Annotated in this window: 3 protein-coding genes and 1 pseudogene; all 4 read right to left on the bottom strand. The window is 74.7% G+C overall.

Annotated features, from left to right (window positions below; all coding sequences use genetic code 11):
* A partial coding sequence (locus SSNG_RS37275; protein ID WP_042804890.1) for a beta-ketoacyl synthase N-terminal-like domain-containing protein occupies positions 1-958 on the bottom strand: 958 nt, incomplete at its 3' end.
* A gap of 98 nt (positions 959-1,056) precedes the next feature.
* Positions 1,057-5,889 carry a type I polyketide synthase gene (locus tag SSNG_RS37270; protein ID WP_277752190.1) on the bottom strand — a complete coding sequence of 1,611 codons (4,833 nt, stop codon included), beginning with the start codon at positions 5,887-5,889 and terminating at the stop codon, positions 1,057-1,059.
* A 44-nt stretch (positions 5,890-5,933) separates the two neighbouring features.
* Positions 5,934-14,438: a type I polyketide synthase gene (locus SSNG_RS37265; protein WP_007269165.1), complete on the bottom strand. Its 8,505-nt coding sequence runs from the start codon at positions 14,436-14,438 to the stop codon at positions 5,934-5,936.
* 533 nt (positions 14,439-14,971) lie between these two features.
* Positions 14,972-15,223 (bottom strand): annotated as a pseudogene (locus SSNG_RS44625) (polyketide synthase dehydratase domain-containing protein); the annotation flags it as partial.
* Positions 15,224-15,280: the final 57 nt, after the last annotated feature.

Genomic DNA, 15,280 nt, shown 5'->3' with positions numbered 1-15,280 from the left:
CGCGCTGCTGGGCGGGGCCGTTGGGGGCGGTCAGGCCGTTGGAGGCGCCGTCCTGGTTGACGGCGGAGCCGCGGATCACGGCGAGGACCTGGTGCCCGTTGCGGCGGGCGTCGGAGAGCCGCTCCAGTACGAGCATGCCCGCGCCCTCCCCCCAGCCGGTGCCGTCCGCGGCGGCGGCGAAGGCCTTGCAGCGGCCGTCGCGGGCCAGGCCGCCCTGGCGGCTGAACTCCGCGAACAGGGTGGGTGTCGACATGACGGTGGCCCCGCCGGTGAGGGCCAGTTCGCACTCGCCGCGCCGCAGCGCCTGGACCGCCAGGTGCAGGGAGACGAGGGAAGCGGAGCAGGCGGTGTCGACGGTGACGGCGGGCCCCTGGAGTCCGTAGACGTAGGAGAGGCGGCCGGAGAGCACGCTGGCGGCGTTGCCGGTCATGATGTGCCCGGCGAGGTCGTCGGCGGAGTGGACGGCCACGGGGGTGTAGTCCTGCCCGTTGGTGCCGATGAAGACGCCGGTCCGGCTGCCGCGCAGGGTGTCCGGGGCGATCCCGGCGCGTTCGAAGGCCTCCCAGGAGGTCTCCAGCAGCAGCCGCTGCTGGGGGTCCATGGCGAGGGCCTCGCGCGGGGAGATCCCGAAGAACGCGGCGTCGAAGTCGCCCGCGCCGTCGAGGAAGCCGGCCTGGCGGGCGTGGGAGGCTCCGGCCTGCTCCGGGTCGTCGGAGAGCAGGCCCGCCAGGTCCCAGCCGCGGTCGGTGGGGAAGCCGGACAGGGCGTCGCCGCCCGCGACGAGCAGCCGCCACAGGTCCTCGGGGCTCTGGACCCCGCCGGGGAAGCGGCAGCTCATGGCCACGACGGCGATCGGCTCTCCGTCCCGGTTCTCGCTCTCGCGCAGGCGTTCCTGGGTCTGCTCCAGTTCGGCCGAGACGCGCTTGAGGAAGTGGCGGAGTCTTTCTTCGTTGGACACGTGAGGGTTCTCCCTGGCGGAGGGGCGGGCGGCGGCGGGGCGGGCGGCATCGGCGCGCGTGGCATCGGGGCGGGCGGCATCGGGGCGGGCGGCATCGGTCATGAGATGCCGAACTTCTCGCCGAGCAGGCCGAACAGTTCGTCGTCGGTCGCCGCCTCGTACTGGTCGGCGGCGGCGCGATCCGGGTGGCCCGCGGCTTCCCGGCCCTGCGCCAGCAGCGCCTCTAGCCGCTGCATGATCTTGGTGTGGTCGCCGGTGCCGGGCTCGACCCGGGCGAGTGCGCGTTCGAAGCGGGCGAACTCCTCCAGTGCGGAGGGGCCGTCCGCGCCGGTGTTCCCGCACAGCTCGGAGCGCAGGTGGCCGGCGAGTGCGGCCGGGTTCGGGTGGTCGAAGACCACGGTGGCGGGCAGGGCCAGGCCGGTGGCCGTGCTCAGCCGGTTGCGCAGCTCGACCGCCGTGAGGGAGTCGAACCCCGCCTCGCGGAAGGCCCGTCCGGGGGTGACCTCGTGCGGGGTGCCGTGTCCGAGGACGGCGGCCACGTGGGTCCGGACCAGGTCCAGCAGGGCCCGTTCCTGCGCCTCGGCGGGCAGGCCGGGGAGGGTGTCGCGGAGGGAGGTGCCGGTGGCCCTGCCGTCCTCCAGCGCCGCGAGTACGGTCCGCACCTCGGGCACGCCGGTCAGGAGCGGGCTGGGGCGGCCGGTGACGAAGGCCGCCGTGAAGCGCTCCCAGTCGACGCCGGCGACCACGAGGGTGGTCTCGTCGCGGTCCAGTGCCTGCTGGAGCGCGGTGACGGCCAGGTCGGGGGCCATCGGGAGGAGGCCGCCGCGGCGCATGCGGGCGGTGACGGCGTCGGACCCGGTGGCGAGACCGCTGTCCCCCCAGGCTCCCCAGGCGATGGAGGTGGCGGGCAGTCCGTCGGCCCGCCGCTGCTCGGCGAGAGCGTCGAGATGGGCGTTGGCCGCCGCGTAGTTGCCCTGACCCGCACCACCTACCGTCCCCGCGAACGAGGAGAACAACACGAACGCCGACAGGTCCAGACCCAACTCACCCGACAGCTCGTGCAGATGACGCGCCGCATCCGCCTTCGGGCCCAGCACCGTCGCGAGGCGTTCGGGGGTCAGACCGTCCAGCACACCGTCGTCCAGCACACCCGCCGCGTGGAACACGGCCGACACCGGGTGCTCGACCAGCAGCTTCGCCACCGCGTCCCGGTCTGCCACGTCACACGCGGGGACGGACACCGTCACGCCCGACTCGGCCAGCTCCGCCACCAGCTCGGCAGCACCCGGAGCATCCAGGCCCCTGCGGCTGGTCAGGACGAGCTCCTTCGCGCCCACCGAAGCCAGCCAACGCGCCACCCGGGCGCCCAGCGCACCCGTACCACCGGTCACCAGCACCGGACCGTCCGGCCGCCACCCCTCCCCCACCACCGGGGTGAACGGAGCACGGACGAGACGACGCGCGAACACGCCCCCGGCACGCACCGCGACCTGGTCCTCACCCGTGGCGCCCGACAGGACAGCCGCCAGCCGGGCGGTGGCCTGTTCGTCCAGCACCTCCGGGACGTCCACCAGACCGCCCCAGCGCTCACCGAACTCCAGCGCCGCCACCCGGCCCAGACCCCACACCTGCGCCCGAACCGGATCCACCACACGATCGGCGACACCCGTCGACACCGCGCCACGGGTCACACACCACAACCGGGCCCCGATACCCGCGTCACCCAACGCCTGCACCAGCGACAGCGAACCCGCCACGTCCAGCAGCGACACCACACCATCGACCGCACCGACACCCGACAGCGCCTCGGCCAGCTCCTGGCGGGAAAGACCACCCGCGACCAGCTCCACCACCTCCACACCCGGCAGGGACAGCGCACCCGCCTCCGCCGACACCACCAACCACCGGCCCGAGAGGTGGCCGGGGGCGTCCGCGGTCACGGGTTCCCAGACCGCCCGGTAGCGCCAGGAGTCGACGGTGGACCGCTGCCGGCGTCCCGTCCGCCAGGCGGTGAGGACGGGCAGGGCGGTCTCCAGGGCGTCCAGCGCGGGCCCTTCGGCGCGGAGTTCGCCGGACAGGGCCGGCAGGTCGGCGCGTTCGACGGCCTCCCAGAACGCCGACTCCGCCGGGTCCGAGCCGGCCGTGCGGCCGGTGCCGGGGCGCGGCCAGTACCGGCGGCGCTGGAAGGCGTAGGTCGGCAGGTCGACGTGGGCCGGGCCGGCGTCCGCGAAGGCGGGCGACCAGTCGACGGCGACGCCGCGCACGTGGGCCTCGGCCAGCGAGAGCAGGAACCGTGCCGGTCCGCCGTCCTGGCGGCGCAGCGATCCGACGCCGCACTCCCCGAGGCCCTGGATCAGCACCGGGTGCGGGCTGCTCTCGACGAACACCCCGAAGCCCTGCTCGCGCAGGGCGCGCGTGGACTCCTCGAAGCGCACGGTCCGGCGGGCGTTGCGGTACCAGTACTCCGCGTCCAGGTCGGCGGTGTCCTGCCAGTCCCCGGTGACCGTGGAGAAGAAGGGCACCTCCGACGGGCGCGGGGAGAGTCCGGCGAGGACGGTGAGGAGTTCGTCGCGGATCTCCTCCACGTGGGCGGAGTGGGAGGCGTAGTCGACGGCGATCCGGCGGGCGCCCTCGGTCGCGGCGAGCAGCGCGTCGAGTGCCTCGGGGTCGCCCGAGACGACGACCGAGCGGGGGCCGTTCTCGGCGGCGACGGACAGCCGCTCGTCGAGGCCTGCCGCGACCTCCTCGCGGGGCAGGGGGACGGACACCATGCCGCCGCGGCCGGAGAGGGCGAGGAGGGCCTTGCTGCGCAGGGCCACCACCCGTGCGCCGTCTTCGAGGGAGAGGCCGCCGGCGACGCAGGCCGCGGCGATCTCGCCCTGGGAGTGTCCGAGGACGGCCGCCGGTTCCACTCCGTACGAACGCCACAGGGCGGCGAGGGACACCATCACGGCCCACAGGGCGGGCTGTACCACGTCGACGCGGGCGAGGGCGGTCTCGTCGGTGAGCACCTCGCGCAGCGACCAGTCGACGAACGCGGACAGGGCTTGCTCGCACTGGTCCATGCGGTCGGCGAAGACGGGGCTGGCGGCGAGCAGTTCGGTGGCCATGCCGGTCCACTGGGAGCCCTGGCCGGGGAAGACGAAGACGACCTTGGTGCGGCCGTCGGGTGCCTGGCCCTCGACCAGGCCAGCGGCCGCCGTGCCGTCGGCCAGCGCCGACAGTGCGGCGTCGAAAGCGTCCGGGTGGTCGGCGACGATTACGGCGCGGTGGTCGAAGGAGGCCCGGGAGAGGGCGAGCGAGCGGCCGATGTCCGCCGGTGCGTGGCCGGGCCGGGCCGACAGGAACGTACGCAGTTCCCGGGCCTGCGCGCGCAGCGCGGCGGCCGACTTGCCGGACAGCGTCCAGGGCACGGCCGAAGGGGCGCAGGGCGCGGCGGAGGGGGTGGAGGGTGCGGCTGAGGGGGTGGAGGGCGTGGCGGAGGGGGTGGAGGGTGCGGCCGGGGCGGGCTCGGTGGCCGGGGCGGGTTCCTCCAGGATGACGTGGGCGTTGGTGCCGCTCATGCCGAACGAGGACACGCCTGCGCGGCGGGGCTGCCCGTCGGGGGTGTGCCAGTCGAGGTTCTCCGTCAGCAGCCGCACGGAGCCGGCCGACCAGTCGACCTGGGGGGTGGGCTCGTCCACGTGCAGGGTGCGGGGGAGGACGCCGTTGCGGATCGCCTCGATCATCTTGATGACGCCGGCCACGCCGGCGGCGGCCTGCGTGTGGCCGATGTTGGACTTCACCGAACCGAGGTGGAGGGGCCGGTCCGCCGGGCGGTTCTCGCCGTACGCCGCGATCAGGGCCTGCGCCTCGATGGGGTCGCCGAGGGTGGTGCCGGTGCCGTGGGCCTCGACGGCGTCGACCTGTTCGGGCGTCAGGCGGGCGTTGGCGAGGGCCAGTTCGATGACGCGCTGCTGGGCGGGGCCGTTGGGGGCGGTCAGGCCGTTGGAGGCGCCGTCCTGGTTGACGGCGGAGCCGCGGATCACGGCGAGGACCTGGTGCCCGTTGCGGCGGGCGTCCGACAGCCGCTCCAGTACGAGCACTCCGGCGCCCTCGCCCCAGCCGGTGCCGTCCGCGGCCGCCGCGAACGGCTTGCAGCGGCCGTCCGGGGCCAGGCCCCGCTGGCGGCTGAACTCGGTGAAGGTGGTCGGGCTGGCCATGACGGTCACCCCGGCCGCGAGCGCGAGCGTGCACTCCTGCTGGCGCAGCGCCTGCGCGGCGAGGTGCAGGGCGACGAGGGAGGACGAGCAGGCGGTGTCGACGGTGACGGCGGGTCCCTCGAAGCCGAACTCGTACGAGATGCGGCCGGACAGCACGCTGGTGGCGTTCCCGGTCGCGAGGTAGCCGTCGACCTCCTCGGGGCCGCCGACGAGGACCGTGCCGTAGTCGCCGCCGTTGGTGCCGACGAACACGCCGGTCCGGCTGCCGCGCAGGGTGTCCGGGGTGATCGCGGCGCGCTCCAGCGCCTCCCAGGAGGTCTCCAGCAGCAGCCGCTGCTGGGGGTCCATGGCGAGGGCCTCGCGCGGGGAGATCCCGAAGAAGCCGGCGTCGAAGTCGGCGGCTTCGTGGACGAACGCGCCCTCGCGGACGTACGAGGAGCCGGGCCGGTCCGGGTCCTCGTCGAACAGTTCCTCCAGGTCCCAGCCCCGGTCGGTGGGGAACGGCGACACCGCGTCACGGCCGGCGGCGACCAGGTCCCACAGCCCCTCGGGCGAACGGACGCCACCGGGGAACCGGCAGCTCATCGCGACGATCGCGATGGGCTCCCGGGCCGCCTCGGTGAGCCGCCGGTTCTGTTCGCGCAGCCGCTCGGCCTCCTTGAGGGAGGTCCGGAGCGCGGCCACGAGCTTCGCTTCGGGCGTCTCCGGCGTCACCGTGCCGGATGTCACTGCTTCGGGCGTAACCATGTGTCAGCTCCACACTTCCCGGACCGTCAGGAGTCCGTGTTGTCCATGGCGAGACGGATCAGGGCGTCGGCGTCCATCGCGTCGATGTCCTCCGGGGCCGTGTCGTCCGGGTCGGCCGCCGCTTCCTGGGTGCCGCCGCCCGCTTCGAGTCCGGCGAGGTCCAGCAGCACTTCCAGCAGGCCGGCCTCTCTGATCCGGGAGAGCGGCATCTGGGCGAGCGCCCGGCGGATCCGGTCCTCCTCCGGGTCGGTGTCGCCGAGGTCCCCGCACAGCTCGGTGAGGAGGTACGCGGCGAGCGCGGCCGGGTTGGGGTGGTCGAAGACGGCGGTGGCGGGCAGGGTCAGGCCGGTGGCCCTGCCGAGCCGGTTGCGGAGCTCGACCGCCGTCAGGGAGTCGAACCCGATGCCCTTGAACGGCTGGTCGGCGCCCACGCGCTGCGGCGACCCGTGGCCGAGTACGCCGGCCACGTGGGTGCGGACCAGGTCGAGCAGTACGTCGGTCCGCTCGGCCGCCGGCAGCGCCGCGAGCCGCTGCGCGAGGCCGGCGTCCGTGGGGGCGGGCTCGTCGGCGGGCCGGGCGGCTTCCGGGATGCCGGCGAGGAGCGGACTCGGCCGGGCGGAGGTGAAGCCCGGCGCGAAGCGCTGCCAGTCGATGTCGATGACCGTCAGGGTGTCGTCGCCGTGGGCGAGGGCCCGGGCGAGTGCGGCGAAGGCCGTCGCGGTGGGCAGTCCGGTCATGCCGGCCAGGCGCATCCGTTCGGCGACGGTCTCGTCCGCCGCCATGCCGTTGTCGGCCCACGGGCCCCAGGCGATGGAGGTGGCGGGCAGCCCGTCGGCCCGCCGCTGCTCGGCGAGGGCGTCGAGATGGGCGTTGGCCGCAGCGTAATTGCCCTGACCCGCACCACCGACCGTCCCCGCGAACGAGGAGAACAACACGAACGCCGACAGGTCCAAGCCCATCTCACTCGTCAGCTCGTGCAGGTGACGCGCCGCATCCGCCTTCGGACCGAGGACCGCCGCGAGACGGTCCGGGGTCAGAGCGTCCAGCACACCGTCGTCCAGCACACCGGCCGCATGGAACACGGCCGACACCGGGTGCTCCACCAGCAGCTTCGCCACCGCGTCCCGATCGGCCACGTCACAGGAAGCGACCACGGCGCTGACACCCGCCTCGGCGAGCTCAGCCACCAGCTCGGCGGCGCCGGGGGCGTCCAGACCCCTGCGGCTGGTCAGGACGAGCTCCTTCGCACCCGCCGAAGCCAGCCAACGCGCCACCCGGGCACCCAGCGCACCGGTACCACCGGTCACCAGCACCGGGCCCTCGGGCCGCCACCCCTCCCCCACCACCGGGGCGAACGGAGCCCGGACCAGACGACGCGCGAACACACCCTCGGCACGCACCGCGAGCTGGTCTTCGCCGGTACCGCCCGACAGGACGGCCCACAGCCGGGCGGTGGCCCGTTCGTCCAGGACCGGCGGTACGTCGACCAGACCGCCCCAGCGCTCACCGAACTCCAGCGCCGCGACCCGGCCCAGACCCCACACCTGCGCCCGAACCGGATCCACCACACGGTCGGCGGCACCCGTCGACACCGCGCCACGGGTCACACACCACAACCGGGCCCCGATACCCGCATCACCGAGCGCCTGCACCAGCGACAGCGAACCCGCCACGTCCAGCAGCGACACCACACCGTCGACCGCACCGACACCGGACAGGGCCTCGGCCAGCTCGCCACGGGAAAGACCACCCGCGACCAGCTCGACCCCACCCGGCGCCGACAGCTCGCCCGCCGCCGCCGACACCACCAACCACCGGCCGGACACGGCGGGCTGCGCCGCGTCCACCGGCTGCCAGGTGACCCGGTAGAGGAGGTCGTCGAGGGCGTCGGCACCACGTCGCGGTACGAGCCAGCTGGGGGCCGCGGGCTGTTCCGCGATGCGTGGCCAGTACCGGTCGTGCTGGAAGGCGTACGTCGGAAGGTCGGCGGGGGCCGCGGGTGCGCCCGCGAAGAGGGCGGGCAGGTCGAGAGCGACTCCGCGCGCGTGGGCGCGGCCGAGGGCTGCGAGCAGGGTGCGCGTCTCGGAGCGGTCGCGGCGCAGGAGGGGCAGGAGGGCGGCGGGCTCCTCCAGGCAGGCCTGGCCCATGGCGGCCAGGACGGCGTCGGGGCCGAGTTCGAGGTAGGTGTCGACCCCGGCGGCTTCCAGTCGGCGCATGGCGTCGTGGAAGCGGACGGCTTCGCGGACGTGGCGCACCCAGTAGTCGGGCGAGGTCATGTCCCCGTCGAGGGCGCAGACCACCGGGATCACCGGATCGGAGTAGGCCAGGGACCCCGCGACCTCGCGGAACGCCTGCAGCATCGGTTCCATGAGGGGCGAGTGGAAGGCGTGCGAGACCGTGAGGCGCTTGGTCTTGCGGCCCTGGTCCGCCAGCTGCGCGGCGACGGCGAGAACGGCGTCCTCGGCACCCGAAATGACCACGGACTGCGGGCCGTTGACGGCCGCGATGTCGACGTCCGCGGACAGCAGCGGACGCACTTCCTGCTCGGTGGCCTGGAGGGACACCATCGCCCCGCCCTCCGGCAGGGCGCCCATCAGCGCGCCACGGGCCCGGACCAGCGCCGCAGCGTCCGCCAGGGAGAAGACGCCGGCGACGTGCGCGGCCGCGATCTCGCCGATGGAGTGCCCCGCCACGAAGTCCGGGCGGACGCCGTAGGACTCCAGGAGCCGGTACAACGCCACCTCGATGGCGAACAGGGCCGGCTGGGTGTACTCCGTGTGGTGGACCTCGTCCCCGCCGCCGAAGACGATCTCCTTCAGCGGGAAGTCGAAGTGTCCGCACACCTCGTCGAACGCCGCCGCGAACACCGGCTGCGCGTCATACAGCTCACGCCCCATCCCCGGACGCTGCGCACCCTGACCCGAGAACAGGAACGCGGACGTGGCCGGTGCCTGGACGAGGTCGGTGTCCGCCTCGCCGCGTGCCACGGCGTCCAGCGCGCTCAGGTACTCGGCGCGGTCGGCTCCGGTGACCACGGCCCGGTGCGGGAACAGGGCGCGGGCCGTGGCCAGGCCGTGTCCGACCGCGGCCGGGTCGAAGGCCGGCCGGTCCGCGACGTGGTCGCGCAGGCGACGGGCCTGCCCGCGCAGAGCCCTCGCCGAGGCGGCGGACAGCAGCCACGGCGCCGGGACGGCAGGGGTCTGCGCGGCCTCGTCCGGGGTGTCGAGCGGGCCCTGTTCGAGTACCAGGTGGGCGTTGGTGCCGCTCATGCCGAAGGAGGACACGGCTGCCCGGCGCGGACGGCCGGTCTCCGGCCAGGCCGTGCTCTCGGTGAGGAGGGCGACCGCACCGGCGTCCCAGTCCACGTGCGGGGTGGGCTCGTCCACGTGCAGGGTGCGGGGCAGGAGGCCGTGGCGCATCGCCATGACCATCTTGATGACGCCGCCGACGCCGGCCGCGGCCTGGGTGTGGCCGATGTTGGACTTCAGGGAGCCCAGGTGCAGCGGGCGGTCCGCCGGCCGGTCCTGGCCGTAGGTGGCGAGGAGGGCCTGGGCCTCGATGGGGTCGCCGAGCGGGGTGCCCGTGCCGTGCGCCTCGACCGCGTCGACCTGGTCGGCGGTGAGGCCGGCGTTGGCGAGGGCCTGGCGGATGACGCGCTGCTGGGCGGGGCCGTTGGGGGCGGTCAGGCCGTTGGAGGCGCCGTCCTGGTTGACGGCGGAGCCGCGGATCACCGCGAGGACCTGGTGGCCGTTGCGGCGGGCGTCCGACAGCCGCTCCACGAGGAGCATGCCGACGCCCTCGGACCAGCCCGTGCCGTCGGCGGCGGCCGCGAACGGCTTGCAGCGGCCGTCGGGCGAGAGGCCGCGCTGGCGGCTGAAGTCGATGAACGACTGCGGGGTCGACATGACGGTCACGCCGCCCGCCAGGGCCAGTTCGCATTCGCCGCGCCGGAGGGCTTCCGTCGCCAGGTGCAGGGCGACCAGCGACGAGGAGCACGCGGTGTCGACGGTCAGCGCGGGACCTTCGAGGCCCAGGGCGTAGGCGATGCGGCCGGAGGCGACGCTGCCGGCGCCGCCCGTTCCGAGGTAGCCCTCCAGGCTCTCGGCGGACTGCGACACCAGGGCCGTGTAGTCCTGGCCGTTGGTGCCGACGAAGACGCCCGTGCCGCTGCCGCGCGCAGCGGCCGGGGTCACTCCGGCACGCTCGAACGCCTCCCACGCCACCTCCAGCAGCAGCCGCTGCTGGGGGTCCATGGCGAGGGCCTCGCGCGGGGAGATCCCGAAGAAGCCGGCGTCGAAGTCGGCAGCGTTGCGGAGGAACCCGCCGTGCTGGGTGTACGTGGTGCCCTGGTGCTCGGGATCCGGGTCGTAGAGCGCCCCGATGTTCCAGCCCCGGTCGCGGGGGAAGGGCGAGATCGCGTCGGCCTCGGACTCGACGAGGCGCCACAGGTCCTCGGGGGAGCCGACGTCGCCGGGGAAGCGGCAGCTCATGCCGACGATGGCGATCGGCTCGTCGCTGCCGACCACGCGGCGCACCCGGGCCGCTCCGGTTCCGGTCCCGCCGAACAGCTCGGCGTGGAGGTGGGACACGAGCGCGGCCGGGGTCGGGTAGTCGTAGACGAGGGTCGCGGGCAGCGGCAGCCCGGTCGCGGTGCCGAGCCGGGTACGGAACTCGACGGCGGTCATCGAGTCGAAGCCGAAGTCGCGGAAGGCCCGCTCGGGGTCGGCCGTCTCCTGCGCGGCGTGTCCGAGGACGGTGGCGATGGTCTCGCGGACCAGGTCGAGCAGGACCCGCGCGGGGTCCTCCGCCGACTCCAGGCGCTTCGCCAGCGGCGACACCGGCTCCGCCTGTGCGGCGGGGGCGTAGCCGGTTCCGGGCCAGTAGCGCTGCCGCTGGAAGGCGTACGTGGGCAGGTCGACGCGGCGTCCGGTGAGGAACGGCAGCCAGTCGACGGGGAGGCCGCGGGTCCAGGCCTCGGCGAGGGCGCCGAGGAAGGCCTCCGGCTCGGGGCGGTCCTTGCGCAGGACGGGGGCGAGGAGCCCGGAGAAGGCCTCCGGGAGGCTCTCCCCCGCCATCGCCGCCAGGACGCCCTGCGGGCCCAGCTCCAGGAAGTGGCCCACGCCCTGCGCCGCGAGGTACCGGACCCCGTCGGCGAAGCGGACCGCACCGCGGACGTGCTCGACCCAGTACTCGGCCGTGAACTCCGTGATCTGCTCACCGGTGACATTGGAGACGACCGGGATGGCCGGGGTCCCGTGGGTCAGGGTCTCGGCCACCTCGCGGAACGCGTCCAGCATCGGCTCCATGAGGGGCGAGTGGAAGGCGTGCGAAACCGTCAGGCGCTTCGTCTTGCGACCCCGGTCCGCCAGCTGCGCGGCCACCGCCAGGACGGCCTGCTCGGCGCCGGAGATGACCACGGAGGCCGGGCCGTTGACCGCGGCGATGTCGACGTCCGCCGTCAGCAGCGGGCGTACCTCCTCCTCGGTGGCGCGGACCGAGACCATCGCGCCGCCCTCCGGCAGCGCGCCCATCAGGGCGCCACGGGCCCGGACCAGTGCCGAAGCGTCCGCCAGGGACAGCACCCCGGCCACGTGCGCGGCCGCGATCTCACCGATCGAATGCCCGGCCACGAGGTCCGGACGCAGACCGAAGGACTCCGCCAACCGGTAGAGCGCCACCTCGACGGCGAACAGCGCCGGCTGGGTGAACTCCGTGCGGTGGACCTCCTCCCCGCCGCCGAAGACGATCTCCTTCAGCGGGAAGTCGAAGTGCCCGCACACCTCGTCGAACGCCGCCGCGAACACCGGCTGCGCCTCGTACAGCTCACGGCCCATCCCCGGACGCTGCGCACCCTGACCCGAGAACAGGAACGCGAACTTCCCACCCGACACCGCACCCTCGACCACGCCCGACGCCGAGCGGCCCTCGGCCAGGGCCTCCAGCCCGGCCAGCAGACCCGCACGGTCCCCGGCCACCACGGCCGCCCGACTGCCCAGCGCCGCCCGCGAGACCGCCAGCGAGAAGGCCACGTCGCCCGGCTCCGGCTCCGGATCCGCCGACACCCGCTCCAGCAGCCGGCCCGCCTGGGCCCGTACCGCCTCCGCGTCGCGGCCGGACAGCACCCACACCGGGAGTCCGGGGGCGGGGGTGGTGTCGGGGTCGGCGGCGGCGGGTTCCTGCGGGGCCTCCTGGAGGATGGTGTGGGCGTTGGTGCCGCTGATGCCGAACGAGGACACGGCGGCCCGGCGCGGGCGGCCCGTCTCGGGCCACGGCACCGTCTCCGTCAGCAGGCGCACCGCGCCCGCCGACCAGTCGACGTGCGGGGTCGGGGCGTCCACGTGCAGGGTCATCGGCACCACTCCGTGGCGCATCGCCATGACCATCTTGATGACGCCGGCCATGCCCGCCGCGGCCTGGGTGTGGCCCAGGTTCGACTTGACCGAGCCCAGCAGCAGCGGCCGGTCCTCCTCGCGGTCCTGGCCGTACGTGGCCAGGAGGGCCTGGGCCTCGATGGGGTCGCCGAGGGTGGTGCCGGTGCCGTGCGCCTCCACGACGTCGACCTGGCGTGCCGTCAACCGGGCCTTGGAAAGGGCCTGTTCGATGACGCGCTGCTGGGCGGGGCCGTTGGGGGCGGTCATGCCGTTGGACGCGCCGTCCTGGTTCACGGCCGAGCCCTGCACGACGGCGAGGACCCGGTGCCCGTTGCGCCGTGCGTCGGAGAGGCGTTCGAGCAGGACCATGCCGACGCCTTCGGACCAGGAGGTGCCGTCGGCGCCCGCGGCGAAGGGCTTGCAGCGGCCGTCGGCGGCCAGGCCGCGCTGGCGGCTGAACTCGACGAAGGTGTTCGGGCTGGACATGACGGTCACGCCGCCGGCCAGGGCCATGGTGCATTCGCCCTGCCGCAGTGCCTGGCCGGCGAGGTGGACCGACACCAGGGAGGAGGAGCAGGCCGTGTCGACGGTGACCGCGGGGCCTTCGAGGCCCAGGGTGTAGGCGATGCGGCCGGAGGCGATGCTGCCCGCGCTGCCGTTGCCCGCGTAGCCCTCCAGGCCGTCCTCGTCGTGGAGGAGGTTGACGTAGTCGTGGTACATGACGCCGGTGAAGACGCCGGTGCGGCTGCCGCGCACGGCGGTGGGGGCGATCCCGGCGTTCTCGAAGGTCTCCCAGGCGGTCTCCAGCAGGAGGCGCTGCTGGGGGTCCATGGCGAGGGCCTCGCGGGGGGAGATGCCGAAGAACAGGGGGTCGAAGTCGGCGGCCCCGTCGAGGAAGCCGCCCTCGCGGACGTACGAGGTTCCGGCGTGGGCGGGGTCGGGGTGGTAGAGGGAGTCGATGTCCCAGCCGCGGTCGGCGGGGAAGTCCGCGATGGCGTCGCCGCCGGAGAGCACCAGGCGCCACAGGTCCTCGGGGGAGCGGACGCCTCCGGGGAAGCGGCAGCTCATGCCGACGATGGCGATCGGCTCGTCGGCGGGCAGCGGGGCGGCCGTCTCGGCGGGTGCCTTCGAGTCGCCGGTGTCGAGGAGGCGGGTCTTCAGGTAGGCGACGAGGGAGGCCGGGGTCGGCTGGTCGAAGATGAGGGTGGCGGGCAGGCGCAGGCCGGTGACGGCGCTGAGCCGGTTGCGCAGTTCCACGGCGGACAGGGAGTCGAAGCCGAGGTCCTTGAACACCTGTGTCGGTTCCGGGGCGCCGGGTGCGCGGTGGCCGAGTACGGCGGTCACCTCGGTGACCACCAGGTCGTGGAGGGTGCGGGTCTGCTGGGCTTCGGGCAGGCCGGCCAGCCTCTGTCCGAGGGGGGAGCTCCCGGCGCGGGGTGCCGCGCCGGCGGTCGGCCGGAGCGGGGTCGCCGTTGCGAGGCCGCGCAGGACGGGCGACGGGGAGGGGCCGGTGGGGAGCGCCTTGGGGTCGAGGCGCATGGGGAACAGCACGGCCCGGTCGAGGGCGGGGGCGGTGTCGAGGAGCGCGAGGGCTTCCTCGGTGGCGAGGGCCGTCATGCCGCCGCGGGTGATGCGGTCGACGTCGCCGGCGTCGAGGGTTCCGGTCATGCCGCTGCGTTCGGCCCACAGGCCCCAGGCGAGGGAGATGCCGGGCAGGCCGAGGGTGCGGCGGTGCTGGGCGAGGGCGTCCAGGTAGGCGTTGGCGGCGGCGTAGTTGCCCTGACCGGGGGCGCCGAGCAGGCCTGCGGCGGAGGAGAAGAGCACGAACGCCGAGAGGTCGAGGTCCGCGGTGAGTTCGTGGAGGTTGCGGGCCGCGTACGTCTTGGGGCGCAGGACCGTGTCGATGCGTTCCGGGGTGAGGGACTCGATCGTTCCGTCGTCCACCACGCCGGCCGTGTGGATGACGGCGGTGAGGGGGTGCTCGGCGGGGATCGCGGCCAGGAGGGCGGTGAGGGCGTCGCGGTCGGCGGCGTCGCAGGCGGCGACGGTGACCGAGGCGCCCAGGTCGGACAGTTCCGCGACCAGGTCTTCGGCGCCGCCGGAGCGGCTCGCGAGGAGGAGGTGGCGGACGCCGTGGTCCGTGACCAGGTGGCGGGACACCGCCCGGCCCAGGACGCCGTACCGCCCGTGATCAGGACGGTGCCGCCCTCGGTGAAGGACAGGCCGCCGGAGGTGGCACCGGGGGTGCGGGTCAGGCGTGGGACGCGTACCGCTCCCCCGCGTACGGCGGCCTGCGGTTCCGCGCAGGTCAGGTAGGGGGCCGGGTCCACGGCGTCGTCCAGGTCCAGGAGGTGGAAACGGCCCGGGTGTTCCGACTGGGCCGAACGCACCAGGCCCCACACCGCCGCACCCGCCAGGTCGCGGACCTCGTCGCCCACGGCGCCGCGCGTCACGAACACCACGCGCTCGTCCGCAGGGCTCGCCAGGGAGTCCTGGAGCACCTCCAGGGCCCGGCCCAGGGCCGCGCGTACGCCGCCCGAGGTGTCCACCTCGCACACCGTGCCGACGGCGACGGGCTCGGACGCCGGGACCGGCGCCACCCAGTCCAGCGCGAACAGGGTGTCGGCGGTCCGGGTCAGTGCGCCCGGGGTCATCGGCCGCAGGGTGAGGGCGGCGATGGTGACCACCGGGAGGCCGGCTTCGTCGGTGGCGGTCAGGGCTACCGCGTCCTCGCCGGCCGGGGTCAGCCGGACGCGCAGGGTGCGGGCGCCGGTGGCGTGGAGGGCGACGTCGCGCCAGGCGAACGGGAGCCGGGCCTCCCCGGTGCCGGGGAGGAGGGTGCCCGTGCCGGCCGCCTGGAGGGCGGCGTCGAGGAGGGCCGGGTGGAGGCCGAAGCGGCCCGCGGCCTCCTGCTGGTCGCGGTCGAGGCCGACCTCGGCGTACACCTCGTCGCCGAGCCGCCAGGCCGCGCGCAGCCCCTGGAACGCCGGCCCGTAGGCGAA

Source organism: Streptomyces sp. C (genome assembly GCF_000158895.1).
Taxonomy (GTDB): domain Bacteria; phylum Actinomycetota; class Actinomycetes; order Streptomycetales; family Streptomycetaceae; genus Streptomyces; species Streptomyces racemochromogenes.
This window is presented reverse-complemented; position numbering and strand designations above follow the sequence as displayed.